Source organism: Streptomyces sp. NPDC030021 (assembly GCF_055574035.1).
Genome location: NZ_JBVIAH010000036.1, coordinates 1 through 26657, shown reverse-complemented (window position 1 = coordinate 26657; position 26657 = coordinate 1). Strand labels below are relative to the sequence as shown.

The following is a 26657-nucleotide window of genomic DNA, read 5'->3' as shown; positions in this document are numbered from 1 at the left end:
GGGGAGTAAAACAGCCAGTAGGCACGCACTGTGCGTGCCTTGTCCCAGGGTGTTGGAGCAGCGGAGATGGACAGCCGGCGGATCGGGCGGAACGTGGCCTACTGGCGCGAGCGACGCCGCCTCACACAGACCGCCTTCGGCGCCCTGATGGGGAAGTCGAAGCGCTGGGTCCAGGACCTGGAGTCCGGTGCACGCCAGTCCGACCCGCGCCTGTCCGTCCTCGAGGATGCCGCCTGCGTCCTGTCCGTGGGCCTGGCGGAGTTACTCGCCGAGGCCCCCGCCGCCGAGCTGGACGAGACCGAGATGGATCTCATCCGGGCCACCCTCCAACGGCACGACGTGATCACGGGCATGCCCGCCGACTCGACGGAACCGCTCGACGCCGAGACGCTGCGCCGCAGGGTCTTCTACGGCTGGCAGCGGTTCCAGTCCAGCGCGTTTGCGTCCCTCGGCCGGCTCGTCCCCGAGCTGCTCACCGACGCAACCCGAGCAGCCGCCCGGTACGACGGTGACGACCAGCTGACGGCGTACCGGTCGCTGTCGATGGCGCTCCAGCTCACCGAGGCACTCGCCATCAAGGCCGGGGCGCCCGATCTCGCATCCCTGGCCGGGCACCGCGCGGTCATCGCCGCCGAGCGTTCCGGCGATCCGGTCGTCATGGCGAGCGCGGCCCGGCACCTGGCAGACGCGATGACGGCCGACGGTCAGCCCCACGCGGCCGCGGAGTTCGCGGTCACCGCCGCGGACCGCCTCGGCGTCGACCTTGCTCGACGGGGGCCGGCCGGCCTGAGCGTGCTCGGGATGCTCTACCTGAAGGCGGCCATGGCGCAGGCGACCGCCGCAGGCCTGGACGACCGCCGGGCCGTCTCCGCGGCCCGCGCCGTTCCCGGGCTCCTGGACGAAGCCGGCGAGCACGCCGTACGGCTCGACGGGAACGAGACAAACCACGTGTTCACCGCGTTCGGGCCGACGAACGTCGAGCTGTACCGCCTGGCCGCCCACGTGAAGCTGTACGAGGGCGCGGCCGGCGTCGCCGTCGCCCAGGCGGTCACCGCCGAGGCCCGCGCCGCCCTGCCGCGCGAGCGCCGCGCGCACCTGCTGACCGACCTCGCCCATGCCCACATGCAGGCCGGCAGCCGCGAGCAGGCGGTGGACGCACTCCTGGACGCAGAACGGGAGGCGGAGGAGGAAGTGCGAAGACGGCCCCGGACGCATCAACTGGTCGAGGACCTGCGCCTGCTGGGGGCCGGAACTGCCGAGGGGAGGTTGCGGGCGCTGGCAGAGCGCTGTGGACTGCCCGGGTGACCAAGACCCTGTACGTGATCTCCTGCGCCGCTCCGCCCGCCCGCTTCGTCACCACCGGCATTCGCGCCGCCCAGGCCCGGGGCTGGGACGTCGCCCTCGTCCTGACTCCCGCTGCACACCGCTGGTCTGTTGAAGAAGCCGGCGGCGAACGCGAGCTTGAGGAGCTGCGCGAGCTGACCGGTCACCCGGTCCGCCACACCTACAAGCTGCCCACGCAGAGCGACGTCCTGCCCCCGCCGGACGCCCTCCTCGTCGCCCCCGCCACCCTCAACACCACGACCAAGTGGGCGGCCGGTCACGCGGACACGCTCGCCCTCGGCCTGATCACGGAAGCCCTCGGACTCCCGCTTCCCGTGGTCGCCCTGCCGTACATCAACTCCGCCCAAGCCCAGCACCCCGCCCTCGCCCCCGCCGTGGCCACCCTCCGCAAGGCCGGAGTCCGCTACCTCCTCGATGACGGCCAGGACGACGGCGGGTTCACCCCGCACCCCCCGAAGCACGGCCGGGTCGGGGCCTACCCGTGGGGCCTCGCCCTCGATGTCCTGGACGGCTTCACGGACTGCCCGGCACCGGGCCTTCGGGGATAGCCCGCACGCCGCCCGCATACCTCCACGGAGCCCTCCCGCGTCCCACGCAGGAGGGTTTCCGTCTGCCGGGTGCCTCGTTGGTCTGGGTGAGGGCTGGTGTGTCCTGATTCAGGAGTGTGTGGGTTGTACGGGGATCTATGGGCGTGGGTGGCCGAGGAACCGGCGAAGGCGGCAGCGGCGGCCGTGATGATCGGCATTCCGGCGGCGGGTGCGCTGGCGCAGCAGCGGCAGAAGGACCGGGCCCGCTCTGGACGGTCCGACGCGTCGGCGCCGCGGCGGGCCGGGGACACGGTGCTGGTGCGCTTTCTGGCCGGCCGAGACATCAAGCCAGGTGACCCCTCCTCGTCGGCCAGCTGGTGGTGCGCGGGGGAGGAGGTGGTGCGGGACCGTACGGCCGCCGACCTCGCCGCGGGGGCCCCGGCGGAGCCTGGGAAGCAGCAGCACACGGTGCTGCGCACCATCGCGGCCGGCGCCGGACGGTGGTCCTGCTGGCCGGGTGTTGCCCGTGCATCGGTTCGGCTGGTCGTCCCCGCGGCCGTGGTGGCGGGCTGGAGCGGCTGGTGGTCGGTGGCGGCCGCCGGGACCGGTGTCCTGTCCGCCGCCGGGGTCGCGGCCGCGGTGACGGGCCCGGCGGTCCTCGGGTGGTGGCGTCCGCGGCCGGCCGGCGCGGACCTGGTTCACGGTCCGGGGATGTGGGCGGCCCTGCGTCCCGCGCTGGGGGTGGACGAGTCACAGCGCCGGGAGCGGTGGCTGGTGCTGTCCGACGACGTCTCGGTGCCCGGGGCCAGGGTGGTGCTGCGGCTGCCGGCGGGGTGGCCCGGGGGAGAGGCCGGTAAGCGAGCGATTACCGCCGCGGTGACCGATCGGCTCCCCGGTGAATGGTCGGAAAAGTGGCACCGGGCGGACTCCGCGCCTTTCGCTGAGTGGATCCGTAAGGAGCCTCCGCGGAAGGTTCCGACACTTCCGGAATCGGTGGAGTGGAAGGCCAGCAGGGACCCGTTTCAGGTGTATGTGGGTCAAGCGGTTCGGGGCTATGACCTGGAGGATGTGGTAATCCGGACCAAGTCCGCGACACCGCATTTCGGTGTGGGCGGCTTGACCGGATCGGGTAAGTCCACGGTGCTCTACCTCGGGGTGGTACACGCTCGGGAAAACGGGGTGTTGGTGGACATCTTGGATACCAAGCAAAATTCCATGGCGGAAGCCGAGGGCATGAGCGGCGTTCGTGTTCACAAGACTCCCGCCGAATGTGTGGCGGCGCTCGGCGAATATCTGATGTCGATGATGGCCGCCGAAACCGCCATCGGTAAAACCGGCGATCCCGCCCTAAGACAATTGCTCGTGCCTCGGCTCATGGTGGCGGACGAGTTGCCCACCATGATGAAAATGGCCCTGATCTGGTGGAAATATCAGATCAAAGGCCGGGGGATCCCTCCGTTCGCAGAGTGGTTCTCCATCGGGCTTCTCCAGGGGCGCTCGGCCGATCACCGATTCGGCGTCGGAGCGCAGCAGTGGGCCAATGCCTACTTCGGGGGGACAATGGAGCGCGCGCAGATCGGATGGAAAGCTCAGCTCGGGTTCTGTGATTCCCCGTCATGGGCTGTCGCGTTTGGTGCGTCCACTCCCATGGTGTCCCCAGACACCACCGTTCCCGGGCGAGGGGTTTTTGCGGATGGGCGAATCAACCCGGAGACAAACGGACTATGGGCGCGTGAATTCCAGCCTGCATACATCGTTCCGGAAGTTTCGACCCGGCTTGATAGGGCACCCTCTGCGCCGGCCTGGTTCGACGCCGGCGAGCGGGCCCCGTGGATCACTGCCGAGACGCTGAAGACGGCCGAGTCGCTGGCGATCCCGGACTTCCTCGTCGGCGGCCGCCTCGGCCCCGCCCACCCGGTGATGGGTGGGGCTGTTACCCTCCGCCCAAACCGGGCGGTTGGGGTGGTTCCTCCCAGGTCAGGGGCGGTAACAGGGGTTCCGGTAACGGCTGGGGTAACAGGCGGGGTAACCGGCGCAAGCGGGGCTTCTCCGCAGCCGGCGGTGGAGCTGTTCAGCCTCGCCGAGGCATGCGGGGCGGGGCTGCTGCCGTGGGACTACGCCACGGCCAAGGTCTACAAGGGGCGCAGCGCGAAGAAGGGCATTGAGTTCCCTTCCGGGATTCCTGACGGGCGCGTCACCTACTACACCCGGGACGAGATCGAGTATTGGCTGGAGCGTTGGCAGGCCAGCGCTCAGAGTCGTCCCTAACTCATTTTCGAAAAACCGTCCCGAGGGCATATCGAAAGAGTGGAAAACCGTCAATGGCCACACCTGGAGGGGGTTTAAGTCGTTGCGCGAGCATGTGGAACAGGAAAAAGAAGGAGACTCCGCAGCCACCTCCGGTAAACCCATGGGTATCCGTCGCTGAGTCTCAGAAAGAAACAGCAGCGCATTCGCAGACAAAGAGTGTCGCGCCGCCGTGGGCCATCGTTCAGGAGCGGCCCGCCGGCCTCGCCCGCCTCGGCCCCATCGCATTTTGGGGCACGGTCGCCCTGGTGGCCTTTGCCGCAACCCGCAGCATCCTCGCCCCCCACGACCCGGCCCCGCAGGCCGTACCCGCGCCCGGACCGACCGCGGCCGCCTACCCGGACGATGCCGCCCGAGCGCTCGCCGTCCGGGCCGCCCGCGCCTACCTGACCTGGGACGAAGCCAAGCCGGCCGACCGGGCACGGGAACTGTCGGCCGTCCTGGCCTCCGGGGTGGACCCACAGCTGGGGTGGGACAGGCGAGGAGCGCAGACGGCCGGCCTGGTCGTCCCGGGCCCGGTCGTCGTGGGCAAGGACGGCCGCGCCCGGGTCCGGATCGACGCCCAGGTGTCCCCGGGGACCGGGCCGGCCCGGTGGGTGGCCCTGGACATCCCCGTCGTGGTGGTCGGCGCGGGGCGGCTGGCGGTGAGCGGCCCGCCCGCGCTCCTCGGCGTCCCCGAGGAACCCGCCGCCGGCCCGGAACCCTCGACGCGGGGTTCTGACCTGGCGTTCTCCACAGCGACAAGGGGTGCAGTCGATGGCTTCTTCCGGGCGTGGGCGGCGGGTGGGGCCGCCCAGGCCGCAGCCCCCGGCACGGTCGTGCCGGCCCTCCCGGGCGGAGTCGAGCTGCGGGCAGTGCAGGGGTGGGAGGCCGCCCCCGGCTCGGGATCCGACCGGCACGGGGTAGCCCGGGTGGTCTGGGCGACCGGCGGGGGCGAGATCACGCAGGCATACCGGGTGCAGCTCACGCGCGTGGAAAGTGCGCGCGCCGGCCGCTGGCAGGTCGCCGGTATCTCCGGCGACGACCTGACCTGACAAGAGAAGAGGAGAGGCGAGTGTCTGAGGAATTCGTGCTGGCAGTGGTGACCGGAGCTGGTCTGAAAAGCACTGTGCTGCCTATCTGCGCAGCAGTCCTGATGTGCAGTCTGGCAGTCAAAGCGGTGCGGCTTTCGTGGGATGACGACTTCAATAAAAAACTCAGCTTCTTCGGCGGTGCAGCATTCTCCGCATTCTTTGTGATCATCCCGGAGACGTCGATGAAAGTTGTTTCTGATCTCGCCACGGCGGCCATGAGCTGATGCGTCAAGGAATGACGTACACCAGTTACTTCAATCGACTGGAACCCAAACAGCATGAAATCTTCGGCGTAGACCTCGGGCAGGGAGTTTCCCGCAGGACCCTGCTGCTCGGCGTGCTCGTATTCACCTCCTGGGACGGGCTGCTGTTCCTCTCCATCGGGTTCCCGTCCGTTCAGTGGCTCACCCTCTACCTGCTCCCGCCCGTGGTCGTCACGGTGCTGGGGGCGCAGCCGTCGAAAAGCTGCGACCGCCGCGCCGTTCTGGCGACGTGGGTGATCGGCGCGTACTACCAGGTCCACGGGCACCGCCCGGTGATCTGCGGAGGCCGGGTTGTCGCGCACCGGTCGGAGTGGATCCCGCGCTCCGCCCGGTGGGAGCGCCACGCCCCGATCCTGACGCGGGCGCTCGGATCGCGGCTGGCGAGCCGGCTGGCAGGCGGGGCGGACACGGAGGCTGTCCCGCCGGCCGGCCCGGCGGTGGAACTCGCGCACACGGTCCGCCTGTACGGGCCGGACCACATGGTCAAAATCGCCGCGGGGCGCGGCCGGAAGGGGAAGCGCACGTGAGCGTGCTCGGGAAGATCACGACACTGCTCGGGGTCGGCGGGGAGCGGTCCGCACCGCCGCCGCGGTACGAGGGGATCACTGACGGCCTGGTCCTCACCGATACCGACGTGTGGGCCTGGTGGACGTGCGAGACGTCCAATTCCGACCTGTTGGGCGAGGACGAGCGCGACGCCGAGCAGGCCCGCGCCGAGACCGCGCTCACGTCCGTGCTGGCCGGGATGGACGTGCACCTGCGGGTGCTGTGGTCGCCGTACTCGGCGGACGACTACCGCGCCGAGGCCGCCGAGATGTACCGGGCAGGGAACTGGGAGGAGTGGGCGGAGGACCGGGCCGCCCGCCTCGATCAGATCGCCCTGCCGATCCGCCACGTCCTGCTCGGCGTCCGCCTCGGCGGCCGGCAGCGCCCGGCCGGCCGCCGCATCACGGAGGCCGCCGGCGTCTCGTCCTCGGGGGTGCCCGCGCGGGAACTGGCGACCTGGCACGCTGCCGCGCGGCGCCTCGGCCGCCGGCTGGAGTCCTCGCCCTGGCGCTGCTCGGCCGCCACGGTGGAACTGCTGGCCTGGATGGTCACCCGGGAGCAGCATCGGGGCGTGCCGGCCCCGGTGGACGGCCGATCTCTGGTGACGGGTGCCGCTCTGGCCGCGCTGACCCGCGGCCGCGTTCTGCCCTACCCCGACCACCTGCGGATGGTCGACGCCTCCGGCGACGTAGCGGCGTGGGTGGCGGTGCTGCCGATGGTTGCTTTCCCGGAGCGGATGCTGAGTCCGGGGCCGGGGGAGTGGTTGCGCATCCTGGCGGAGGTCTCCTACCTTCCGCCCGACGACGAGGACCAGGGCGACATGGTCGGCCGGCTGGCGCCGGTGAGCCCGGAGGCGTCTGTACGGCTGCGGGTCCTGCCCAAACGGCAGGCCATCGCGCGCACCGACGAGACCGCGAAGCTGGTGCGCGAACAAACCCGCAGCGCGTCCACGCACGCCATCGGTGACCCCGGGCAGGTCATCACCGATGCGGGCGAGGCCATGGCGGAGCTGCGCGGCGATCTGGAGCGCGAGCACCTGTCGCTGGTCGAGGACCACCCCCGGCTGGTCGTCACGTCCACGATCGGCCTGGAGGACCTGCGGGCCCGGGTGGACGCGGTGTCCGCCCACTACGCGGACCTTGGGATCACGGTGCAGGTCGGCGTGGACGAGCAGGCCGCCCTGTGGCTGGAGACCTGGCCCGGGGACCGGGTGCGGGTGCCCGACCTCGGGCACGTCCGCGACACGGCCGCCATGGCGGGGGCCTGGTGGTGGGGCGGGGCCCGGGTCGGGTCCGACCACGGTCCCGTGATCGGCTACCTGACCGGCTCGACGCCGGGCGTGGTGCGCCTGCCACCGCTGGCGGACGGCCGCGACGCGACGACCGTCGCCTACATCGGCCGGTCCGGGAAGGGCAAAACGACCGCCGGCATGATGATGGCGCTGGAGGCCGCCCACTCCGGTGCGTGGGTCCTGGCCCTGGACTTCAAGGGAGACCTCGGCGGGCTGGCGGCCGCGGCGGACCGGTACGGACTGCCGTCCCGGCTGGTGCAGATGAGCCGCGCGCACGCCGGGGCCGCCGACCTGATCCCGCTCCTGGCCGAGGCCGGCCGCGACGCCGCCCGCGCCGAAGTACCCGCGCAGCTGTCGCTGGTGACCCCGGCACACCTGCGGGCTGCCGGCGCGGAGGTAGCTCTGCAGGCCGCCACCAATGCCGTGATCAGCAGCTCCCCGAACCCCGCGACGTGGCAGGTCGTCCAGCACCTGCGCGACTCGGCGGACCCCGTGGCCGCCGCGACCGGTGAAGCGCTCTACGAGCTGTCCCAGACCCCGCACGGGGCGCTGTTCATGGGGCGCCCGCAGCCCGGCGCCGTCCCGCCGCTGACCACACAGCCGGGCGTATGGGTCGTCCAACTCCCCGGCCTGTCCCTGCCCGGCCCCGGTGAGGAGCGGGAACGGTGGACGTCCGTACAGGCTCTGTCCGTCGCGGTGATGCACTCGCTCCTGGCGTACGGGGTCACCACCGCCGGCCGGCCCGACCTGCGCACCCTCGCAAAAGTGATCATGGTGCCCGAGGTGCACGTGCTCACCGGCACAGTCCAGGGCCGCCACTTCCTCGACTACATCGCCAGGGTCGGCCGCGCCCTGGGCGTCAGGTTCGGGCTCGACACGCAGGACGCAACAGGCCTGCTGATGCTCCCCGGCGTCATCGAGCAGCTGGCCATGGTCGTCGGGTTCCAACTCACGAGCCAGCCGCAGCAGGACGCGCTTGCGGAGCTGCTGGGGCTCCCGGTCTGCAAGGAGACCCGCGAACGGATCCGGTCCCTGGCCGACGGCCACGGAGACGAGACCCGGCACGGCCACTCGATCACCCGAGACCAGAGATTCGGCGCCGCAACCGTCCAGTGGGACGTGCCCACGGCCGAACTCCTCGACCTGCTCGACACCTCCCCCCGCGCCGAGGACACGGACGCCGAGGCCGCCCACGACGGAGTGCACGTATGACCGCCCGACCGCGAACCGCCGCCCTCGGCCTGGCCCTGCTCGCCGCCCTGGCCGCCGGCTGCTCCGGCACCACCAGCGAGAAGAACAGCGCCCCCACGCCGGCCGCGGACCCGTCCGCCGCCGCAGCCGACCGCGCCCGCACCTACATGGGGGCCGTGGTCGCCGACGACTGGACAACGGCCTGCGACCTGATGACGGCCGCCCGCCGCCCCGCCTGCCACGGCAGGCACCCCACCCCCGAACCCCCGGACCCTTCCGGCCCGGCGATCGGCCCCGTCCTCCTCGACCGGCCGCCCACCCGCGTACCGGCGACGTCCGACCACCCGGCGGGATGGGGCGTGATCACCACCCACACCGTCACCTGGCCCGGCAAGCCGGCCCGGACATCCTTCACGGCCCTGCGCATGACCGAAGCCAGCGGTACCTGGTGGGTGGAGCAGCGCGAGGACGTCGCCGACACCGACCTGACGCACTCCGCAGACCCGGCCGCCTCCGCCCTGAGCCGGGTGGCCGGATGAGCCGGCACATGCCGCGCGGCCGGACCCTCGCCCTCCCCGTCCTGGCGGTGCTCACCACCCTCGCCGTCACGACCGGGGCCGCGCACGCCGAAACCGTCGACCCGGACGGGGTGGGCGGGCTGCTCCCCGCCCCGCTCGCCCCCACGGGCGGCGGAACCATGTACGAGACCTATCCGCACCTGCTGACCTGGCGACTCGACAAGGACTACGGCCAGTTCGACTTCCTGGACCCCGCCCTGCACATGATCGCGGACGTCCTCCTCGTGCTGCTGGTCACCATCGGCTCCGCCGTCTCCACGCTGGCCGGCTGGACCTTCGGGATGACCGACCTGCCCGAGGTGCAGGGCCCCCTGACGCAGGCGATCAGCGGCAGCGCCGGCGCGGTGATGGCCGGACTGTTCCCTTCCGCCCTCGCAGTCGGCGGCCTGGTGGCGTTCCTGCGGGCGCAGCGCGGCGACGGGGGCGGGTTCACAGACCTGTCCTGGGTGCTGGTCTCCGCAGTGGCCGCGGCGACCCTGCTCACGACTCCCCAGGTATGGGTGGACGGGGTGAACTCCGGCCGCATGCTCGGAACCGAGGTGGCCATGTCCGCCACGGACGCCGGGATCGGCTCGGCCGGCGGCGGGATCGAGAAGACCCCATTCGCCCTCGGGCACACGACGACGTACCCCGGTGACGCGTCGGACCGGGTGGTCCGCCGAGCCACCGACACCGTGTGGCGGGTCTATGTCGGCGTCCCGTGGTGTCTGGCGGAGTTCGGGTCGATGCAGCTCTGCCGGGAGCACGGGCGCAAGGTGCTCGACCTCGGCACTGACTTGGAGAAGCGGAAGGAGTACCTGAAGGAGAACCTGGACGACGGCGACGTCGGGTCCGAGTCGCAGTCCTATCGCCAGGGGCACCGCCCCCTGGAGCGGGCCGGAGTCCTGGTCATCGCCGTCCCCGTCGCGTTGCTCTTCGGGCTGCTCTTGATCGTCCTGCTCTTCGGCAGCATCGCGGCGATGATGGCCGCGCTGTTCCTGCTGGTGGTGGGGCCGCTGTTCGCAGCGCTGTGGGTGATCCCGGGCCGGCCCCGCCAGTGGGGCGTGCGGTGGGCGGACGCCCTTGTCGGGGTCGTCATGCAATCCGCGATCACCACCCTGACCGCCGGCGCAGTAATGATCATTCAGATGGTCACCGCCCTCGCGATGCCGACGTACGGGTGGCTGGGATGCTCGGCCCTCTCCATCGCGGGCGCGATCTCGGCGTTCAAGTACCGAGGCATTCTGACCGGCATTGTCGGAGGCGCCGGCCCCGCCGGCGGAAACGGCGCGGGCGCGCTGCTCGGCGCACTGGCAACCCGCAGCCTCAGCCGGCAGGCCGGCCGCGTCCTGCGGACCCCGGGCCGCCTCTCGCGCCGGCTCGGCGACGCGGTGGAACGCCGCCACCGGCGCCCCGCTCCGCCGCGGACCGGCCTGCCCCGCCCGCCCGCCCCGCCGCCCCCACCCCCGCCGGCAGGCGGCCGCCCGCCCCGCCCCGGCACGGGAACGGGCCCCGGGCGCGGCACCGGACCGGGCGGCACCGGACCAGGCACCACCCTGGCCGCGGCCGGCCGCCGCACCGCCCGCACCACCTCGGCCGGAGCGCAGCGCGGCCAGGGACAGCAGACCCCGGTGCGCTCGTCCACCGCGCGGACCGTGACCGTTCCCCCTCCGTCCGGACAGGGGCAGGGGCAGCAGACCCCGGTGCACTCGCCGACGGCCCGGACCATCCCCGCGCCGACGACCCCCGCCAGCCAGCAGTTGCCCGGCGGGCCCATGCGGATGTCGCCCACGGCGGGGAGCACCCCCAACCGCCCCCAGAAGGCGCGGAAGGCGACGCAGCCCCCGGCACCCAGCAGCCGCCGCGCCCAGACCCCGCAGCCGCGTACCCCACGGCTGCGCACCGGCCGCCGCGTCCCCCCGCCCCCGCCCCGCGGATGGACACAGCCGCCCTTGCCCCAACCGCCCCCGCACACCTGAAGGGAGGAGTGACACCCCATGGCCAAGCGCCACCCCGACCATGACCCTGACGGGCCGGCCCCCGACTGGCGGGCGCTCCTCGCCGCCCTGCCCGACGCAGACGATGAACCGCCCCCGGGCACGTCCCGGCGGCGGTGGCGCCGCACTCGCCGCCGAACCGCTCGCCGACAGCGCGCGGCCGCCGTCACGGCCGTACGCGCACGCCCGGTGCACCCGGCTGCGCTGCTCCTGGTCGTGCTCCTGGTCCTGGTCCTCGGCGTCCTCGCCCGGTGCGGGGGCGGGCCCGACGGTGGCGACAACCGCCCACCCGCCACTGCCCCCTCGGCCACGCCGACGCCCGCCCCCGCCCCGCCGCCGGCCCCGTCCGTCCCGGCCGACACCGAGCCGGAAGACGTCGCCGCGGCATGGACGCGCGCCTACCTCACCCGTGACCCGCTGGAGGACCAGACGCACCGGGCCAGCGTCCGCCGGGCCGCCGCGTGGGCGACGGAGGACCTGACCCGCAACCTCACCGAGCACACCCCGGCCGGGTGGGGGCAGCAGGTCAGCCGCGGGGAGGCCACCCGCGTGACCGGTGTCGCCGTCCGGCCGGCTGGCCCCGATCTGCCGCCCGACAACGCGGCCCAGGTCTGGCGGATCGCCGCCGCCGAGGTGGACGTGGCCGGGGACGAGAACAGCCGGCGCACGGACACGTTGCGGGTGGAGCTCACGCGCACGACCGCAGGGTGGCGGGTGTCCCGGGTGCTGGGGGTCTGAGTGGACGTCCGCGACGCCGCCGAGGCCGCTGCCGCCCGCGCGAGTGCGCCGTTCCTCGCCAAGGCCGGCTGCATCGGCGCGGCCCTCGCCCTGATCGGCATGCTCGGCCTTGGCACCACCACCCTGATTGCAGGAGCAGCGAAGAAGGCGGCCGACGGAAAGAACAGCGGCGGCGGGTGCGAGTCTCCCGGCCTCCCCAATATGAACCCCGGAAAGGTTCCGGCCCCCATCCTCGCCCAGCAGATCTATCACGCGAAAATCATTGACGAAGTGGCCCAGAAAAGGGGACTTCCCGGCCGCGCCTCGCTGATTGCACTCATGACTGCCCTACAGGAAAGCGGCCTTCAAAACCTCAATCACGGCGATCTGGATTCCCTCGGACTGTTTCAGCAAAGGCCCTCGCAAGGATGGGGAACCCCGGCCGAGGTCACCAACCCGCCCGTCTCCGCGGGACTGTTCTTTGGCGGGAACAAGGGCCGGCCGCCCGGCCTGGTCGACATCCCGGCCTGGCCGATGCTGGAGCCAGGCGCGGCGGCGCAACGCGTCCAGCGCTCCCTCTACCCCCAGCTCTACGCCACCCGCCGCAGCCAGGCCGAAGGCGTAGCCCGGAACGCCGGCATCAACCTGGAACGGCTCGGATCCGTGACAGGTCAGCTCCCGGAGTGGGCACAGCCGACCGCCCCCGGCGAAACGGCACCAGGAGAGTGCACGCCCACCGGCGAGACGCCCGCTGGAGCACCGTTCCATGACGCCGCCTCCGACTGGCCCCAGGAGGTGAAGAACCGCCGCAGCACGGAAGCCGCGATCGCATGGGCGAAAGAGCAACCCGCCCTGAATCAGAAAATCTGGTACCGGCGCTGCCTTGAATTCGCTGCACGAGTCCACGGATGGCGAGCCGCAGGCGTGGTCTCGGCAATCACTCACTATCACGTCATGCCCGCCCACATGAAACACCCGGGATCCCGAGATGTTCCGCCCGGCGCACTCATGTACTGGGAGACAAGAAACCCCCACGGCCACGTATCGGTATACCTCGGCGACGGAATGATCATCAGTAACGATGTGGCCCGCCCCGGATACGTCGACGTAATCCCGGCATCAGACATTGAATCCAAATGGGGCGGCCGCTATGTCGGTTGGGCGCCCCCCTATTTCCCCAAAGGGGCATGAGAGATGCGGAAATCGAGCACCGTCCCCGCGACACCGCTGTACGCGCTGATGATCCGATCCGACGAGGAACACGGGCTCGCCCTCACCCTGGACGGAGAGGAGATCGCCACCGGCTCCGACATCGAGGCACTGCGTGCAGGCGGGCTGTCTGAGCTGCGTGTTCGGGCAGCCCTGGCGGGGCGACCCGTGCGCGCCCGCGCCGTTGAGCCGGCCTGCCCCACCCCCTGGAACATGATCGTTTGCCCGGACGGGACCGTTGTCGACGTCGCCGAGCACCCCGCAGCACCCGCCACCGTGAGGGAACGCCCCGCACCACCAGCGCCCCCGACCCCTGCTGTCGCCACGGCTCCCCCGGCCCCGGCCGTCCTGCCCGCGCTCCTCGAATCCGACGCGTACCGGGAGATGTGGGCGGCCGTGTGGGCCGCGCACGCGGAAGGGGACCTGCCCACCGCGGTCGCCCTCGCCTACAAGCTGGAGACCGCCCTGGCCGGCTGGTTCGGCGAGGACGCCGCCACCGTCACCGTGCTCACTGCCCGGGCCTGGCTCACCCTCTGCCAGCGCACCGACTGGCACGGGACCACGGAGCTGCTCATCACGACCGCCCTGCGCTGCCAGGCCGCCCGGTACCGCCCCGAGGCCGACACGATCCGTACAGCCCGCAACGCGCATGCCTGCTGGCACCTGCTCCGCAAGGAATCCCCGAAGGCAGCTGCCGACCTCGCGGGCCGGCTGGCGGACATGCTGGCCATTCTCGGCGAGGACTACCGCCGCGACGACGTACTCGCCTGGACCGGCGCGGTACCCGCTTCCGGCTGACCGGACGTGCGATCGACGCCCGGGCGCCGGGGTCGCTCGTCCGAGGCGGTTTCGGGGCGGGGCCGTGTCGCTTCCGCGGTCCCGGCATTGACCGGGCATGAGCACCATCAAGCGCGCGGCGGTGGCCGCGGTGGCCGTGGTGGCGGTGGCGGCGCCAGCCGCTCCCACCGCCACGGCGGCCCCGGCCTACAAGTGCGCCAGCAGCACGAAGGACATTGACGACAGCGGCTATGACGGGCCGTGGCCGGACAACTGGAAGGTGACGGTACGGACGTGTGCGGCCCGGTCAGGGGGCACCGTGTACGCGTACGCCGAGGTGAAGTGGGACGGCCCGGCGTTCCGCGAGGTGGACGACCCGACGATCTTCGACGGGGCCAAGCTGCGGTTGCAGATCAAGCAATCGCGGGAGGGCACCGACCCCGTGGTGGTCGAGCGCGATTTCCCTGGGCTCGAGGAGCGGCTGGAGGACAGCACGTCCAACGCGAACTATGACGGCCACTATCGAACGCCGACGATCAGCCACCGGGCCGGCCGCGGAGCGCTGGGGGACTCGGTGCTGTTCCTGGACTGGCACGGCGACGGGCGGGGCTACCAACGCCACGACTACACCGGGTCTCCGACCGTCTGACCTGTGATCAGCCGCCGGGGGCGGGCACGCCGTCCTGGCCGTGGGCGAGGATCGGCAGCAGCGCCTCGGCGGCGTCGCACACGTTGCACGCCGTCGTGCCGGGGCGGGCGAGTGCGTCGAGCGTCTACATCGTGCCCTGGATCTAAAGGAAGTCCTTAATGGCGTTCTGCGCACGTTCGGATGCGCGCGTGCCTTGCCCTCCGGTCCTTTGGCTTCGCTCGATGCGCTCTTGCCGTTCCTTCTCCTCGCGCCGAGCCTGCTCGTTCTCTTCGTGTATCCGGTGCACCTCTTGGTGAATGGCGCGAAGCTCCTGGTAGATCTTGTCTTCAGCCATGACGTTCACCTGATCTTCTCGGTCCCCTGTATCCATGGTGTGACCGTGGGGGTGCACGGTCAAAGGGGCAGGGCCCTATCAGCCCTCGGACAGACATCGTCGTCGCCGCGGTCCAGGCGAGCTTCTGCCCCGCCTGCTGAAGTGATCGGTAATGGCGGGACCGAGGGCGCGGCGAGAATCTCCCCGTCGCAGCGGACGCGGCGCTCGCCCTGGGCGGCGGGCGGATAGACGACCCAACCGCAGGTCAGGGCGTATTCCCGCACCTGCCGGTGCTGGTCACTCCAGCACTCCAAGGGCGGTGTCGGGCCGGCAGTGGATACATGCGGGCACGCCCTCGGCCAGCAGCCGCCGTATCTGATCTGCGGCGGCGGGGGCGCAGCGGTTGCCGGTGTCCCAGCAGCCTCCGGTGTGCACGCGGGCTGGAAGCCGGCCGCCTCCGATCCCGCGCTCGACCAGCCACGCGGGCAGCTCGGGCGGCGGCCGTCGCGACGAGGCGAGGGCCTCGCGCTCCTCGGCCGTGGCAAGGGCCTGTTCGGCCCGGCCGAGTTCGCCGCGCAAGTAGGTGACCAGCGTCCGCAGACGAGGCAGGTCGGGCGGCAGGACGGACACGGTTCAGCTCCCGTACTGCGCCCGCCGCGCGGCCTTACACGCCTCGCACAAGGGGCTGGCACCCACCCCGTACCGGCACGTCGGAGCGTGGCACCGGGCACAGGGGCCGGTCTGGCTGGGCGCCCAGGTGACGACCTGTGGGCGGGGCTTGGTGGTGGTCTGCTCGTTCATGCTGCTGCCTCCCCGTCCGCCGGAGCGGAGGTATGGGTGCGGGCGGCGCGCCGCAGCTCGACGCCGCCGGCCCGCCAGGCGGTGGGGGCCGCCCAGTAGGGATGGGTGCACAGGGTTCCGGAGAGGGCGATCAGCCGGCGCCGCAGCACGGTCGTACCGGCCCCGGCGGGGGCCTGCGCGAGCTCGGCGTACGTCTGCTGCCACGCCCTTTGGAGCGTGATCAGGTCCTCGGAGAAGCGGAACGGTGGTCGCACACCCCCAGTGAAACACGTGTTCGATTTACTGCGCGAACACCACGCTCCGGTCATCGGCCGTAGGTCTGGTGGCAGAGCGCGGCCACGGCAGGGCTGGTGACGCCGTGCGCGGCGCGGCACAGCTCCGTCATGTCCCCGGCCCCCGTCCAAGGGGCGCGTACCGGACGGGGCGGTGCGGGCGTACGGCTCGGCCCCTTCGCCTTCCTGGGCTTGGGCTTGGCGGCGGGGCGCACGGCGGGCCGGGGCGGGGGCGTCCGGCGCGGCCGTACCGAGCCTTCGGCCCTGCGGTCGGGAGCCCGCCGGGCGGGCCGAGTCTCGGCGGACGCCTCGCTGGCCGCGGGCGCGGGACGGGCCGGCGCGGGAGTACGGCCGGCCTCGGGAACGGCGCCGGTCGAAGGCGCGGCCGCAGACTCGGGCAGGGGGGAGAGGGGGAGGCCCGCCCCTGTGTCCGGTCGTGCGGGCCGGGGGTCGACGGGGTGCTTGTGGTCCTCCGCTACCGCGACGGGCGAGGCCCCGGCGGGCCGGGTGGGGGCGGGGTGGACGGTGACGCATCCCGGGGCCGCGAGCAGCGCGACAAGGAGCAGAGGCAGGGACCAGCGACGCATGCCGCCACCGTGCCGCACAAGCCCCGCAGGGCGCCTCCGACGGGCCCGCTGCGCCCCTCGGATGGATGATGCGACGGCCGTCCTGCAGAGCCGCCTCCGGCTGGTCTGGCGGACCCTGGAAGAGGGGCAGGCAAGCCGCGAGGGAGGCCCCGTGACGCTCAGACCGCCGGTCGAGCCGATGCTGGCACAGGCCGCGGAAGCCGTGCCGGGCCCGGCGGCACTGCGGGCGGGGGTGGCGTACGAGCAGAAGCTGGACGGTCACCGGGCACTGCTGTTCACCGCAGCCGGCCCCGGCGGCACGGTCCTGGTGCAGACCCGCCGCGGGGCGCTGGTACAGGACCGGTGGCCGGACCTGGTGGCGGCCGCCGAGGCGCAGTTGCCGCACGGCCTGGTCCTCGATGGCGAACTGGTCGTCTGGGACACCGAGGCCGGCCGGTTGTCTTTCGAGGCGTTGCAGCGCCGGGCCGCGACCCGCGCCCGCGCCGCCGGCCTGGCCGCCCGGTGGCCGGCCTACTTCGTCGCCTTCGACCTCTTGCAGCAGGACGGCCAGGAGCTTTTGAGGCGTCCGTACGCCGAGCGGCGCGCACTGCTGGAAGGACTGTTCTCCGAGCACGCCCTGAGCGCCCCGTGGACGCTCTGCCCGATGACGACGGACCTGTCCAAGGCGCGGGAATGGCTGGAGTCCTGGACGGACGTGTCCGGAGTGGAGGGGATCCTGATCAAGCCCCTGAACAGCCGCTATCTGACCGGATATCGCGGCTGGACCAAGATCAGAAGGCGGGACACCACAGAGACGATCGTCGGCGCGATCACCGGCACCCTGACCCGCCCGCAGCTCCTCGTCCTCGGCCGCCACGATGCCGACGGTCGGCTGCGCGCGGTCGGCCGCACCGTACCGCTGCGCCCGGACGCCGCCCGGCAGGTCGCCGAGCACCTCACCGCGGCCGCGCCCGGGCACCCATGGGAGGGCGTGCGCTTCTCCGCGACGTGGGGGAGCCGCGACGTCCTCGACACCACCCTCGTCCACCCCACCCTGGTCGCCGAGGTCAGCGCCGACCGCGCCATCGACCATGGCGGCGTCTATCGCCACCCGCTCCGATTCCAACGGCTGCGCCTGGACGTGACCACGCAGGACGTTCCGCGCTTCGGGGCGGACCCGACCGCAGCAGCCGGCTGACCCCCCCCGAACATCCTTCGCGTAACGGCAAATTTCGGATGACTTTGAAGAGGGGTGCTGTGTTCCTGGCGGTGAGCGCTCCAAAGGGGTGAGGCAGGGCCGATGGGGTCCTGGCCGCGGAAGGACACAGGTTCATGAAGAAGATCACCCGCTGGTACACCCCCGCAGACGTCGACGGATACACGAAGCCGTTCCCCAGTTCCGAGCCCCCGGGCACCGTGGTCTCCGTGCCGCTGCCCGGGGGACGCATGGTGCGGGTCCGTCTGACGGAAACCCGCCTGCACGGCCCGTACGAGGGCACCTACGGCACGGAGCGGACCGACTACCTGTAGGCCGTCCGAGGGAGGAGCGGGGGCCGCGATGGTGGCCCCCGCTCCCGTCTGTCCGGAGCCCGTCCGCACCCCCCCGCAGGGGTGATTTTCGCCCTCGCGTACGCGTAGGCGACTTGTGCGGTGCGCCTTCAACTCGCCCTTAAATCATGCCTATTGACAGCAAACAGGATCTTTCGGCATGTTTCGGGCGCGGCCCGGTCGTCGGGCCGCCTCGGTGTGTGGATTGGGGTGCGGTTTCGTGGTGCGTTCGGTGCGTGAGGTGTTCGACGAGGGTCAGGCGGCGGGCCGGCTGCGGGTGCCGGTCGCGGCGTGGCGGTGGGCGACTGGTTCGGGTCTGGTCCCGGCCGGCGACGTCGCGCCGGGTCGGTGGTCGCGTGCGGTGGTGGAGGCCGCCGACCCGGAAGCGGTCCGCGCTGCGCTGCGGGGTCCGGTGGGGGCGGGGTGGGCGGCGGACCGGCTGACGGAGGCGCTCGGGGTGCCGCTGCCGCGGTGCCGGCCGCGCGTGACGGCGTCTGCGGTCGGTCACCTGGTCCGTGCCGGGCTCCTCGTCTACCTCGGCGGTGAGGTCGAGTTCCCCGACGTCCACCCGGACCAGGTCAACACGCTGGCGCGCCGCCGGGACCTGCCCGCCCTGCTCGACCGGCACGTCCCCCTCGGCCCCGACCAGGCCGCCCGCCGGCTCGGCGTCCGCCGCACCGACTTTGACGCCGCGGTGCGGCTCGGGTTCCTCTCCCCGATCGGCACGGTGGACGTCGACTACAAGTCCCACGGCGGGTGGACCACGATTCCGCTCTACTCCGCCCAGGACGTCGCCCTGCTCCCCATCGTCCGTCCGCTGGTGGACTGGCAGGCCGTGGCCACCGCCCGGACCGGCCGCCGCTCTCCGCTCGCCGCCCTCACCCCGCTCGTCCCGGGCGAGGACCGGGTGCTGCTGGCGGAGGTGGGGCAGATCGCCGGGGTGGGCCGGGCCGCGGCGGCGAACTGGCGCCGCCGAAACCCCGACTTCCCGGCGCCGGTGGGCGGTACGGAGGCGAGCCCGGAGTTCGACCGGGCCGCGGCCGTCGCCTGGCTCCTGGACCACGGCAAGATCGCCGTCCCCACGGAAGCACCGTCCGCCGCCCTGGTCGTCGCCGGAGCAGGCGGCGGGACGCGCCGGTTCCTACTGGAGGACCCACACCTGCTCCTGGCTGACGACGCCGCAGACGAGGACCGCCTGTCCGGCTGGTCCACCGACGAAGACGCCGACACCCTCGCGGCCCTGTCCGCCGGCACGTTCGGACTGACCGTCAAGCACCTGGCCGCGCCCGGGACCCCGCCCCTGGCCGTCCTCGGCGAGGCACGCGTGATCGACCGGTTCCGGTCGGGCTCGGGAGGCCTGCGCCTCACGCTGGCCTGGCCGGCCGGCCTGCGCGGCACCACCGCCTCAGGGGCGCGAGGCGGGCTGGTCCGTCACGGTGTCGCCCATGTCGGCCCGGGTGAGGGGTGCGTGTGCAAGCGCCACGACTGCGGCGGCGTGGTCCCCATCACCTGGTGCCAGGAGCACGGCGACGCCGTGGGGCCGGTGTTGGAGTGGCACCCCGGGGGCGGGATCCGCTGCACCTACCTGTCCCGGGCACGTGATTCACGGAACGGGACGTGAGTTTCACCGCCGACTCGGGGTTCAGCCACCCTCAGGCCAAATGAAGCCACCCCTCGCCTGCCGACCCTTCGGATAGTACTTCTCGACTCCCTCGGCGAGGGTGGCTAGCAACTCGGGAGTGAAAAGGAGCGGATAGAGCCCTCCGCAAGTTTCCTTCACGATTCCGAGAGGTGTACCACTCCCTGCACAATGACGGTCGATCATTTCGAAGACTGCGAGCATCATGGCTCGGCCTGTGGCTTCCTCTATGACGGTTGGGTCTTCGTTCTTGAAGTGTTCCCAGACCAGCAGGATAAATTCCTCAGATAGGCGGCCGGCAGGTGTGAGCATCTTGGCCGACACGGCGAAATCAAAGACCGTTGAGGCAATAATTCCCTTGTAGAAATGCTTATTGGATTCTAGGTCCATTTCTACTGCTTCGGTAAGGCCCGCGCGAGCGTAGACAACAGATCTGTTTGCATGCTCAATTCGTGCGGCCCATGCGAGGCGTTCAACCGAATCTTGATCGAATTTCCCGTCCCGTGAGAATTTCAGGTTCAACTTGCTGCCGCCCACGCCCGACGCCAAGTCTGCTTGGTCGAACTGCTCCTGAGGCAGGATGAACCAACCGCTTTCCGTGTTGACGTCCCAAAGTACGACCACCACCAGATCGGCGGTCCGCGCCCACCGAAGAACCTGGTTAGACGCTACCGGGACAGTTGGCAGCCTCTTTGCGGTGTCCCTTTCCGTGCCTTTGACTTGCACCCAGATTCTGGCCGGGTCCATGCGACCGTTTAGGCATATCTGGACTAGCAAGTCCTCGCCATAGTCCTCCTGGATTTCGTCCACAGCGTGGCCGCCACGATTCCATTCCCGTCGTACTGCGGCGACGGCTAGCGAGGCAATTCGGTGCTGAACTGGTCTGTTCGGCAAGGTCCCGCCCGGTGTCGTAGGAATGGGAGGCGGTGCACACCGTAGTAGCCAGCCTCCTGCGAGAAGCTCTTATAGCTGCCCCGTTCTAGCCGCTGTACGCCCCCTGAGCACCCCGCAGGACCTCGCAGCCCCTTCCTCGCGGGACACCTGAAGGGCGCTCAGGGGGCCGCGTGCGGCGTCGGGTTGCTGGCTTTGACGGTGACTGGTGACTCCACCCGGAAGGCGAGTTCTGACTCCACCCCTGCCTGCCGGTATCAGGCCGTGCCGGCGGGACGTTGCCCGCGAGGCCGGTCCGGGTCACCGCCCCTTTTCCACGGCCATGCGTGCGAGGAGCTTGACCACTGGCAGGTCGGCGGCCACCGCGTCCACGCTGGGGCCGAGGTCATTAAGGATCAGGTCTTGCTTCCCGTGGGCCAGTCCGTTGCGGAGGGCGTAGAGGTGTGCTGGGACGTCGATGTCTGCTGTCCGGAGCGCTTCGATCCGTCCGAGTGCCCGTTCTCGGAGGGTGTCGAACACATCGATCGGCTCCTCGGTCTGGTACCGCGACTCTCCCAGCGGGGGGTCCAGATCGACCATCAGGAGGGATCCGAAGTTGTAGTCGTGGAGTTCATCCAGGTTGGCCTTGGTGAACTTCTTCCCGTTGTCCTTGCCCGGCCATTCGAGGACCCGGTAGAGGCCGAGGTACTCGGAGAGAAAGTCAACCTGCCGGATCGCCGCGGTGTAGAGGGACAGGGCTTCCTGGCGGCCTTCGAACCGGTCCTCGAACCGGGTGAGGGGGTCGCCCTCGACCGCGTATCGCAAGGTGAGGCTGCCGGTGCCGGTGTAGCGGAGCGTGTGCGCGTGCTCGATGGCGGATTCGAGGACCTCGCGGTAGTAGCGGCCGGGGTCCTGCCACGGTCTCCGATGCCCGATCGCCTCATACGGCGGCGGGGTGTCGCTCCTGTACGGGAGGACGGTGGTGGGGCAGTCGTGATCGAACGCGAGGCAGTCCGCGAAGAACAGGGTCTGTGCCAGGGAGGCGTGTTCGGTGTTCCGCTCGTACTGGCCCTCCGCCGACAGGGGGATGGGCATGAACAGGTGCTCGTAGGGGTCTTCGACGATGGCCCACCGGTCGTCTGCCGTGAAGCCTTCACCGATGCTCAGGCCTACAGCGCGTATACCGAATGTGGCACGTTCCCAGTTGATCACGGCACCGATGGTAGGCCCGGTCCGCCCGCGCGGATCCGTCTGCCGTCGCGGAGGGTCAGGCCAGGGGACTCGCCTTCCGGGTGGAGTCACCAGTCACCGCCAAAGCCACCGAGGCGCTCCGACCCATGCCCGACGTCGTCTTTCCGCCGGCGGACTGTTCCGACGTCGCCGAACGGGTCACGCAGTACAACGTCCGGAACGCACCGGAGACCCGTGGCCCCCGATAGCGCCCGGGCTGCGCAGGGCCTCCTGGCTCACCGACCCGCAGGCCGGGCGCACTCCCACCCCCACCCACAGTGTGAGTCGATTTAGGCATGCCGTATGCGGGATTAGTATTGAATGAGCTATACTTGCATCATGATGGGTGTTGAGGAACTCCTCAGGCTCACGGTTGCAGCGCTGATGACGCGCACCGGTGAGCGCCAGAACAACCTCGCGGAAGGGCTCGGCCTGTCCCAGGCGCAGGTCTCGCGTAAACAGGCGGGGCGTCAGCACTGGTCGCTGGAGGACGTCGACCTGCTCGCCAAGCACTTCGGTCTGCACGTCCTCGACCTGCTCGCCGGCCCCACGCACGCGGTCGGCGTGCTCCACGGCGCGATCCCGGGCTTGCGGCCCTCCGATGTCGTCGCACCCACGGCCGTCGCACAGCCGGCTCCCGCCGCCCTGTTCCCGGTGGAGCCCGTTGTGGCCGCCGTGGCGGCGCCGGTGGGGTTGTGTGTGCTGTGCGGGCAGCCGTGCACGGGCGAGATCGACGGGTTCCCGCAGCACTTCAGTGCCGAGGAATGCGCGGCCGCCGTCGCCGCCGCGAACCCCGTCCCCGCTGCCGCCCCTGCTGCTGCCTCGGCGCCCCCGGCGGAGGCTCCGACCGTGCTGCCGCCCCAGCCCGAGCAGCCGCCTGCTGCGCCTGCGGAGCCGGCGCCGGAGGCCCCGGCCCCGGCGAGGCCGCGGAGCCCGCGTGCGTACGCCTCGGACGACCTGATCGGCCAGATCACCGGCCGCGTCCACGATGTCTTCGCCGAGCACTCCGGCGACGTCGACGCCGCGCAGGCCGCACTGATCAAGGCGGCGATCCCGGACGTGATGGCGCTGTTGAAGGCGTCCCGGGTCGGTGGCCGGTACGAGCACTCCGAGTTCCCGCCGACCGCGGAGATCCTGCGGAAGCGGTCCCAGAAGGGCGCGGACGAGATCTGGGAAGGCCGCCCGAAGTGGCGCAACGCCTCGGCCATGGCGGCGGCGAAGGCCGGCGCGCAGTTCGATGTCACGGCCCTGGACATGAACGCCGCCTACCTGTCCGCCCTCAAGTGCTGGCTGCCGATCGGTCAGCTCCGCGAGGACACCAGCGGTGTTCACGACCCGAAGAAGTCCGGCGTCCACCTCGTCACCCCGGCGGAGTGGGAACACGCAGATCTGCCCAACCCGTTGGGCAACCGCATGGAGCCGGGGGAGTTGTGGGTCAGCGAATCCACCCTCCGCCTCCTCCTCGACTGCGCCCGCGAGGGCCTCGCCGACGCCCCGACCATTCACCGCTCGCTCGTCTCCGGAGCGACCGAGGGCCTGCTGGAGAAACTGCGCCGCGCGCTGGCGGAAACGCGGAAAACCGCAATTGCCGAAGGCGACGAACTGACCGTGAACTACGTGAAAGCCATGTATTCTAAATTGGTATCCACGGTGGGCGAATCGACCGCGAACCGTGAACTCCGCCGGCCGGACTGGATGCACATCATCCGCGCGAAAGCGTTCGCGAATCTGTGGATGAAGGCAAATAAGGCCCACAAGGCGGGGCTTCAGGTCGTGGAGATTTCCGGAACGGATGAACTGCACGTCGTGGGTGACTGGCGTTCGGTGTTCTCCGAGGGCCGGGACCTGAATCAGGTGAAGGAAAAGAACACCTACATTCTTGGGGGTAAGCGCTGATGGCCGGATCCGAGGACCTGTGGGCCCGCTGGGGCGACTGGCGCAAGCACGACGCCCGCGGCATGAAAGGCGGAGAAGCCCTGATCCTGGAGCTCAACCGGATCGTCCACTCCTCCGGCATCGCCTCGCCCGTCACCTCCCACCGTGGCCTCGCCGCCCGCCTGCGCTACCTGGACAGCCCGGCCGGCCGCGCGGCACTGGCCGAACAGGGCGTCACGGCCCGTACGCTGCGCTCCTGGACGCGTGGCAAGGCCAACCCCTCTCCGGCGAGCCGGGAGCGGATCGACGCCGCGTACTGGGAGCGCCGGCGCGAGAACCTGATTCGCTCCGGCTGGCTGGCCCGCCACCTCGACAACAACGGCCAGGGCCGCCGCATGGAGATCTACCCCGTCGACCAAAGCCAGGTCGACTCCAAGTTCAGCCGCCCCCTGAGCGACCGGTCTATCACCGTCCGGTACATCTGGACCGACCTCGTCCACGCATGGGCCGCGCGGGACGAGGCGATGGTGGACGAGATCTGGGACGACGTCATCACCGACCTCGACTCCGACTACGCCGCCTACGCCTACGTCTCCTCCGTCGGCATCGGAGCCTGACCCCCTCGGCTGTTTCCGTGCCGGGGCGCAGTGTCTGCGAAACGGGCTCGGCCCGCGCCCCCTCCCCCAGGGCGCGGGCCGAGCCCGACGGACGCCGCAGCGCCATTCCTATCCCCGGCGCCGGCCGCGGCTCTGTCCCTTCTTGAGAGCAGCCGCTTCGCCCTGCTGGACCTTGCGCATGGCGCGCCGGTCCAGGTACCGCAGCGCAGCCATCAACAGATCCCTCTTGTGCTCGGAGTCCTCGGGCAGCACGACCTGGGCCAGAAGGATCACGCCCGGCATCACGATGCCGAGAGCGGCGACGACGGCCACGGCCCACCACGGAGCGCCCACAAGGGCGAGCGCGGTGATGGCGGCGCCCGCGCTCAGCATGACGACCGCCTTACGGGCGGCGCTCTGCGACCTCGGCGCGGGGGAGGCCCCCGGCTGCTGCATCGGAGTCGTCATCGGGCCACCGCCATGCGAGCGTCCAGCTCACGACGCCGCGCCCACTCGACCTCGAGCGAGGGCGGGACGACCAGCTCGCCCCGCTGCCTCAGCGTCTTGACCTTGGTGCGGAAGGTGTACAGCGCGTTGTTGACGTCGCCGAGCTTGATCTCGAGGGCGTCGGCTATCTGCCCGGGGGAGTAACCCTCGATGGTCATGTGCCACACGGCCCGGTTGCGGGGCCTGAGGGCGTCGATCATGCCCGTGACGGTGTCGCACAGCGCGACGATGTCCGGGGGAGCCTGCCCGAGGTCGTACTGGCCGAGGGCCTGGGCCAGGCGCCAGCCCTCCATGTGCACCTTGGCGTGCCGCAGGAAGAGGTCCGTCCGCTCCTTCTTCCAGTTGTCGAAGATCCGGGGGAAGACGAGTCCGCAGCGGGTGACGAAGAACGACTTCAGCGCCTTGAACTTGCCGCCCTTGCCCGGGTTGTCCGCGGGGTTGTACCCACCCCTCATCAGCACCTTCGGGAACTCCTCCATGGCCACGTTGATGGTCATGAGGGCGATCACCGCCCGGTCCCCGGAGTTGCGGTGCAGCGTCGACCGGTCCTCGTCGCTCAGCTCCAGCGGCGTGTTCGACTTCGCCACCAGCTCCATCAGCTGGTCGGTCCTGCGCATCGCCGCGTTCAGCGTCCTGAAGGCGTACTGGTACAGCTCCCGCGCCATCTGATGCCACGCCAGGCTTCGGAAGCCCGCCGCGACCACGTCGGCGACGCGGTCCACGTCCTCCTGGATGTGGCTCGGCAGCTCCCGCGTGCGGCCGGTGCGGCCCGGGTTCTGGGTGCCCGGGACCCCTATCTGACTCTTACGCATGCTCTTCCCTGTATGTCCGCCCCGCGCAACTGTCCACGCTGGATGCTGGTCCTAACGTCGGTCGCCCTCCTTATGCAGAGCACCCGCTGATTTCTCTAACTCCCGCCCGACTTTTCAAGATTGAGGGCGGGCAGTCACACGAAATCGTGTCCGGAAGGTGTCCGGACAGGGCTCCGGACCCGTTGCGGCAATGTCCGGACAGACACCGGACAGCGCCGGACAGCAGGTCAGAAGCCTCCTACGATGAACGGGTCCAAGCCGCACCACCGGAGGCCCTGTTGACCGTCGTTGAGGACTTCGCGCACCACCTCAAACAGCTGCACACCAAGGCCGGAGCGCCCTCGGTGCGCCAGCTGTCGACACGGACCGGCTACGGCAAGAGCACCATCAGCGAGGCCTTCGCCGGACGCCGCCTCCCCACCTGGCCACTGGTCGAGAAGCTCGCCGAAGCGCTCCATGCAGACAAAGACGAGGTCCGCGAGCAATGGGCAATGGCGAAGGGCCGGCCCGCCGCGGCCGCCCCCGTGGCCGACTGGCTCACCTCGGTACGCACCAACATCCCCGACCTGGTCATCGGGCGGACGCTCGAAGAAGCGTGCGCCGTGGCCGTGACAGCCCCGGAGCAGACCTTGCACCAGAGCTGGGAGGTCTTGCGCGTGGGCGCGTTGCAGATCTCGAACGCGTACTACGGTGACGCCCCGGGCGACTGGTCGTCGAACATCGTGGCAACCTACGGCCGGGCCGAACAGGACGGGTTGCTACCCGCCGGAGCCAGGACGGTCGCGAACACGGTGCATTACCACTACGTGGGGTCCCGCGCACAGCCGGTAGAACTCCCTTCCACGGCCGCACTTCTTCAGATTGCTGTTCTTGCCTATCGGCTGGCCTGGCTGGCCCGCGACCGGGTCACGGCGAAGGACACCAGCTCATGAACCGTGCAGAAACCGACACCGGGCCCCCACGGCCATTGCCCGCCCGCACTCCTTCGTTGTGCGGACGTGACCTTATTCCCGCTCCCCGGAACTCCGTATACGTTTCTTCTGTCGCTATCGGAGCCTGATTTTTCCCGCTGTCTACAACTGTGCCCCCGCCCAACAGGCCGGGGGCACAGCCGTGTGTAGGCATCGTTTGTGATGACGGTTCAGGTGGCGTGCATTTTTGGTATTCGGCGGGGGCTGAT

Annotated in this window: 27 protein-coding genes; 19 read left to right on the top strand and 8 right to left on the bottom strand. The window is 70.8% G+C overall.

Translation table 11 applies throughout. The features are described from left to right. The first annotated feature begins 66 nt into the window (after positions 1–66). The 13 genes from ACZ4YL_RS39525 to ACZ4YL_RS39465 all read left to right on the top strand — a co-directional run bounded on the left by ACZ4YL_RS39525 (position 67) and on the right by ACZ4YL_RS39465 (position 14448). Complete coding sequence (locus tag ACZ4YL_RS39525) at positions 67–1305, top strand: helix-turn-helix domain-containing protein (RefSeq protein ID WP_468123187.1); 1239 nt, start codon at positions 67–69, stop codon at positions 1303–1305. Further along, positions 1302–1892 (top strand): flavoprotein, encoded by a 591-nt coding sequence (locus ACZ4YL_RS39520; protein WP_468123186.1) that lies wholly within the window; start codon positions 1302–1304, stop codon positions 1890–1892. Before ACZ4YL_RS39525 ends, ACZ4YL_RS39520 begins: the two co-directional genes overlap by 4 nt. 147 nt (positions 1893–2039) lie before the next feature. Beyond that, on the top strand, positions 2040–4139 hold the full coding sequence (locus ACZ4YL_RS39515) for a hypothetical protein (RefSeq protein WP_468123185.1): 2100 nt from the start codon (positions 2040–2042) through the stop codon (positions 4137–4139). 287 nt (positions 4140–4426) lie between these two features. After that, the gene (locus ACZ4YL_RS39510; protein ID WP_468123183.1) at positions 4427–5212 is read left to right on the top strand and encodes a conjugal transfer protein; all 786 of its coding nucleotides are present in this window, start codon (positions 4427–4429) and stop codon (positions 5210–5212) included. A gap of 20 nt (positions 5213–5232) precedes the next feature. Then, a complete protein-coding gene (locus ACZ4YL_RS39505; protein ID WP_399492460.1) occupies positions 5233–5475 on the top strand; it encodes a hypothetical protein in 243 nt (80 codons plus the stop codon). An 11-nt stretch (positions 5476–5486) separates the two neighbouring features. Further along, a complete protein-coding gene (locus tag ACZ4YL_RS39500) occupies positions 5487–6041 on the top strand; it encodes a hypothetical protein (RefSeq protein WP_468123182.1) in 555 nt (184 codons plus the stop codon). Beyond that, positions 6038–8563 (top strand): ATP-binding protein, encoded by a 2526-nt coding sequence (locus ACZ4YL_RS39495; RefSeq protein WP_468123180.1) that lies wholly within the window; start codon positions 6038–6040, stop codon positions 8561–8563. Before ACZ4YL_RS39500 ends, ACZ4YL_RS39495 begins: the two co-directional genes overlap by 4 nt. After that, positions 8560–9081: a hypothetical protein gene (locus ACZ4YL_RS39490; RefSeq protein ID WP_468123178.1), complete on the top strand. Its 522-nt coding sequence runs from the start codon at positions 8560–8562 to the stop codon at positions 9079–9081. Before ACZ4YL_RS39495 ends, ACZ4YL_RS39490 begins: the two co-directional genes overlap by 4 nt. Beyond that, positions 9078–11078 (top strand): hypothetical protein, encoded by a 2001-nt coding sequence (locus ACZ4YL_RS39485; RefSeq protein WP_468123177.1) that lies wholly within the window; start codon positions 9078–9080, stop codon positions 11076–11078. Before ACZ4YL_RS39490 ends, ACZ4YL_RS39485 begins: the two co-directional genes overlap by 4 nt. An 18-nt stretch (positions 11079–11096) precedes the next feature. Next, complete coding sequence (locus tag ACZ4YL_RS39480; RefSeq protein ID WP_468123176.1) at positions 11097–11834, top strand: hypothetical protein; 738 nt, start codon at positions 11097–11099, stop codon at positions 11832–11834. Then, complete coding sequence (locus ACZ4YL_RS39475) at positions 11835–13004, top strand: NlpC/P60 family protein (RefSeq protein WP_468123174.1); 1170 nt, start codon at positions 11835–11837, stop codon at positions 13002–13004. It abuts the gene before it with no gap. Between the two features lie 3 nt (positions 13005–13007). Beyond that, a complete protein-coding gene (locus tag ACZ4YL_RS39470; RefSeq protein ID WP_468123172.1) occupies positions 13008–13820 on the top strand; it encodes a hypothetical protein in 813 nt (270 codons plus the stop codon). Between the two features lie 97 nt (positions 13821–13917). Next, the gene (locus ACZ4YL_RS39465) at positions 13918–14448 is read left to right on the top strand and encodes a hypothetical protein (RefSeq protein WP_468123170.1); all 531 of its coding nucleotides are present in this window, start codon (positions 13918–13920) and stop codon (positions 14446–14448) included. A gap of 142 nt (positions 14449–14590) precedes the next feature. Here ACZ4YL_RS39465 and ACZ4YL_RS39460 read toward each other — a convergent pair whose 3' ends face one another. From ACZ4YL_RS39460 to ACZ4YL_RS39445, 4 genes are all read right to left on the bottom strand, one after another. Continuing rightward, the gene (locus ACZ4YL_RS39460; protein WP_468123169.1) at positions 14591–14782 is read right to left on the bottom strand and encodes a hypothetical protein; all 192 of its coding nucleotides are present in this window, start codon (positions 14780–14782) and stop codon (positions 14591–14593) included. Positions 14783–15058: 276 nt separating this feature from the next. Beyond that, positions 15059–15391, bottom strand: a complete 333-nt coding sequence (locus tag ACZ4YL_RS39455) for a DUF6233 domain-containing protein (RefSeq protein WP_327267190.1) — start codon at positions 15389–15391, stop codon at positions 15059–15061. 167 nt (positions 15392–15558) lie between these two features. Further along, complete coding sequence (locus tag ACZ4YL_RS39450) at positions 15559–15816, bottom strand: hypothetical protein (protein WP_390802682.1); 258 nt, start codon at positions 15814–15816, stop codon at positions 15559–15561. Positions 15817–15866: 50 nt separating this feature from the next. Beyond that, on the bottom strand, positions 15867–16421 hold the full coding sequence (locus ACZ4YL_RS39445; protein ID WP_468123168.1) for a hypothetical protein: 555 nt from the start codon (positions 16419–16421) through the stop codon (positions 15867–15869). Positions 16422–16572: 151 nt separating this feature from the next. Between ACZ4YL_RS39445 and ACZ4YL_RS39440 the strand changes: the two genes are divergently transcribed. From ACZ4YL_RS39440 to ACZ4YL_RS39430, 3 genes are all read left to right on the top strand, one after another. Further along, a complete protein-coding gene (locus tag ACZ4YL_RS39440) occupies positions 16573–17598 on the top strand; it encodes an ATP-dependent DNA ligase (RefSeq protein ID WP_468123167.1) in 1026 nt (341 codons plus the stop codon). A 134-nt stretch (positions 17599–17732) separates the two neighbouring features. After that, positions 17733–17930, top strand: a complete 198-nt coding sequence (locus ACZ4YL_RS39435; protein WP_468123165.1) for a hypothetical protein — start codon at positions 17733–17735, stop codon at positions 17928–17930. 238 nt (positions 17931–18168) lie between these two features. Continuing rightward, entirely contained in the window at positions 18169–19569 is a 1401-nt protein-coding gene (locus ACZ4YL_RS39430) for a hypothetical protein (protein WP_468123163.1), read from the top strand. 21 nt (positions 19570–19590) lie between these two features. Here the strand turns inward: ACZ4YL_RS39430 and ACZ4YL_RS39425 are convergent, their stop codons facing one another. Both ACZ4YL_RS39425 and mauJ read right to left on the bottom strand, forming a co-directional pair. Beyond that, positions 19591–20481 carry a DUF4365 domain-containing protein gene (locus tag ACZ4YL_RS39425; RefSeq protein WP_468123161.1) on the bottom strand — a complete coding sequence of 297 codons (891 nt, stop codon included), beginning with the start codon at positions 20479–20481 and terminating at the stop codon, positions 19591–19593. 297 nt (positions 20482–20778) lie between these two features. Then, on the bottom strand, positions 20779–21669 hold the full coding sequence (gene mauJ / locus ACZ4YL_RS39420) for a methylamine utilization protein MauJ (protein ID WP_468123159.1): 891 nt from the start codon (positions 21667–21669) through the stop codon (positions 20779–20781). 357 nt (positions 21670–22026) lie between these two features. On the opposite strand from mauJ, the gene ACZ4YL_RS39415 reads away from it, so the two are divergent. Beyond that, entirely contained in the window at positions 22027–23583 is a 1557-nt protein-coding gene (locus tag ACZ4YL_RS39415) for a helix-turn-helix domain-containing protein (protein ID WP_468123158.1), read from the top strand. Further along, positions 23583–24179, top strand: coding sequence for a hypothetical protein (locus tag ACZ4YL_RS39410; protein ID WP_468123156.1), 597 nt, complete (start codon positions 23583–23585; stop codon positions 24177–24179). Before ACZ4YL_RS39415 ends, ACZ4YL_RS39410 begins: the two co-directional genes overlap by 1 nt. Positions 24180–24287: 108 nt before the next feature. On the opposite strand, the gene ACZ4YL_RS39405 is transcribed toward ACZ4YL_RS39410, so the two are convergent. Both ACZ4YL_RS39405 and ACZ4YL_RS39400 read right to left on the bottom strand, forming a co-directional pair. Next, entirely contained in the window at positions 24288–24626 is a 339-nt protein-coding gene (locus tag ACZ4YL_RS39405; protein ID WP_468123154.1) for a hypothetical protein, read from the bottom strand. Continuing rightward, positions 24623–25477 (bottom strand): hypothetical protein, encoded by an 855-nt coding sequence (locus ACZ4YL_RS39400; protein ID WP_468123152.1) that lies wholly within the window; start codon positions 25475–25477, stop codon positions 24623–24625. The genes ACZ4YL_RS39405 and ACZ4YL_RS39400 overlap by 4 nt, the downstream gene beginning before the upstream one ends. A gap of 278 nt (positions 25478–25755) precedes the next feature. On the opposite strand from ACZ4YL_RS39400, the gene ACZ4YL_RS39395 reads away from it, so the two are divergent. Further along, the gene (locus tag ACZ4YL_RS39395) at positions 25756–26409 is read left to right on the top strand and encodes a helix-turn-helix domain-containing protein (RefSeq protein ID WP_468123150.1); all 654 of its coding nucleotides are present in this window, start codon (positions 25756–25758) and stop codon (positions 26407–26409) included. Positions 26410–26657 lie beyond the last annotated feature (248 nt).

What these genes read in the sequence shown, in the direction of transcription:
- ACZ4YL_RS39525 (WP_468123187.1), top strand. Translation starts at nt 67, where the DNA reads ATGGACAGCCGGCGGATCGGGCGGAACGTGGCCTACTGGCGCGAGCGA.
- ACZ4YL_RS39500 (WP_468123182.1), top strand. Translation starts at nt 5,487, where the DNA reads ATGACGTACACCAGTTACTTCAATCGACTGGAACCCAAACAGCATGAA.
- ACZ4YL_RS39490 (WP_468123178.1), top strand. Translation starts at nt 8,560, where the DNA reads ATGACCGCCCGACCGCGAACCGCCGCCCTCGGCCTGGCCCTGCTCGCC.
- ACZ4YL_RS39485 (WP_468123177.1), top strand. Translation starts at nt 9,078, where the DNA reads ATGAGCCGGCACATGCCGCGCGGCCGGACCCTCGCCCTCCCCGTCCTG.
- ACZ4YL_RS39480 (WP_468123176.1), top strand. Translation starts at nt 11,097, where the DNA reads ATGGCCAAGCGCCACCCCGACCATGACCCTGACGGGCCGGCCCCCGAC.
- ACZ4YL_RS39470 (WP_468123172.1), top strand. Translation starts at nt 13,008, where the DNA reads ATGCGGAAATCGAGCACCGTCCCCGCGACACCGCTGTACGCGCTGATG.
- ACZ4YL_RS39465 (WP_468123170.1), top strand. Translation starts at nt 13,918, where the DNA reads ATGAGCACCATCAAGCGCGCGGCGGTGGCCGCGGTGGCCGTGGTGGCG.
- ACZ4YL_RS39460 (WP_468123169.1), bottom strand. Translation starts at nt 14,782, where the DNA reads ATGGCTGAAGACAAGATCTACCAGGAGCTTCGCGCCATTCACCAAGAG.
- ACZ4YL_RS39445 (WP_468123168.1), bottom strand. Translation starts at nt 16,421, where the DNA reads ATGCGTCGCTGGTCCCTGCCTCTGCTCCTTGTCGCGCTGCTCGCGGCC.
- ACZ4YL_RS39435 (WP_468123165.1), top strand. Translation starts at nt 17,733, where the DNA reads ATGAAGAAGATCACCCGCTGGTACACCCCCGCAGACGTCGACGGATAC.
- ACZ4YL_RS39415 (WP_468123158.1), top strand. Translation starts at nt 22,027, where the DNA reads ATGATGGGTGTTGAGGAACTCCTCAGGCTCACGGTTGCAGCGCTGATG.
- ACZ4YL_RS39410 (WP_468123156.1), top strand. Translation starts at nt 23,583, where the DNA reads ATGGCCGGATCCGAGGACCTGTGGGCCCGCTGGGGCGACTGGCGCAAG.
- ACZ4YL_RS39405 (WP_468123154.1), bottom strand. Translation starts at nt 24,626, where the DNA reads ATGACGACTCCGATGCAGCAGCCGGGGGCCTCCCCCGCGCCGAGGTCG.
- ACZ4YL_RS39400 (WP_468123152.1), bottom strand. Translation starts at nt 25,477, where the DNA reads ATGCGTAAGAGTCAGATAGGGGTCCCGGGCACCCAGAACCCGGGCCGC.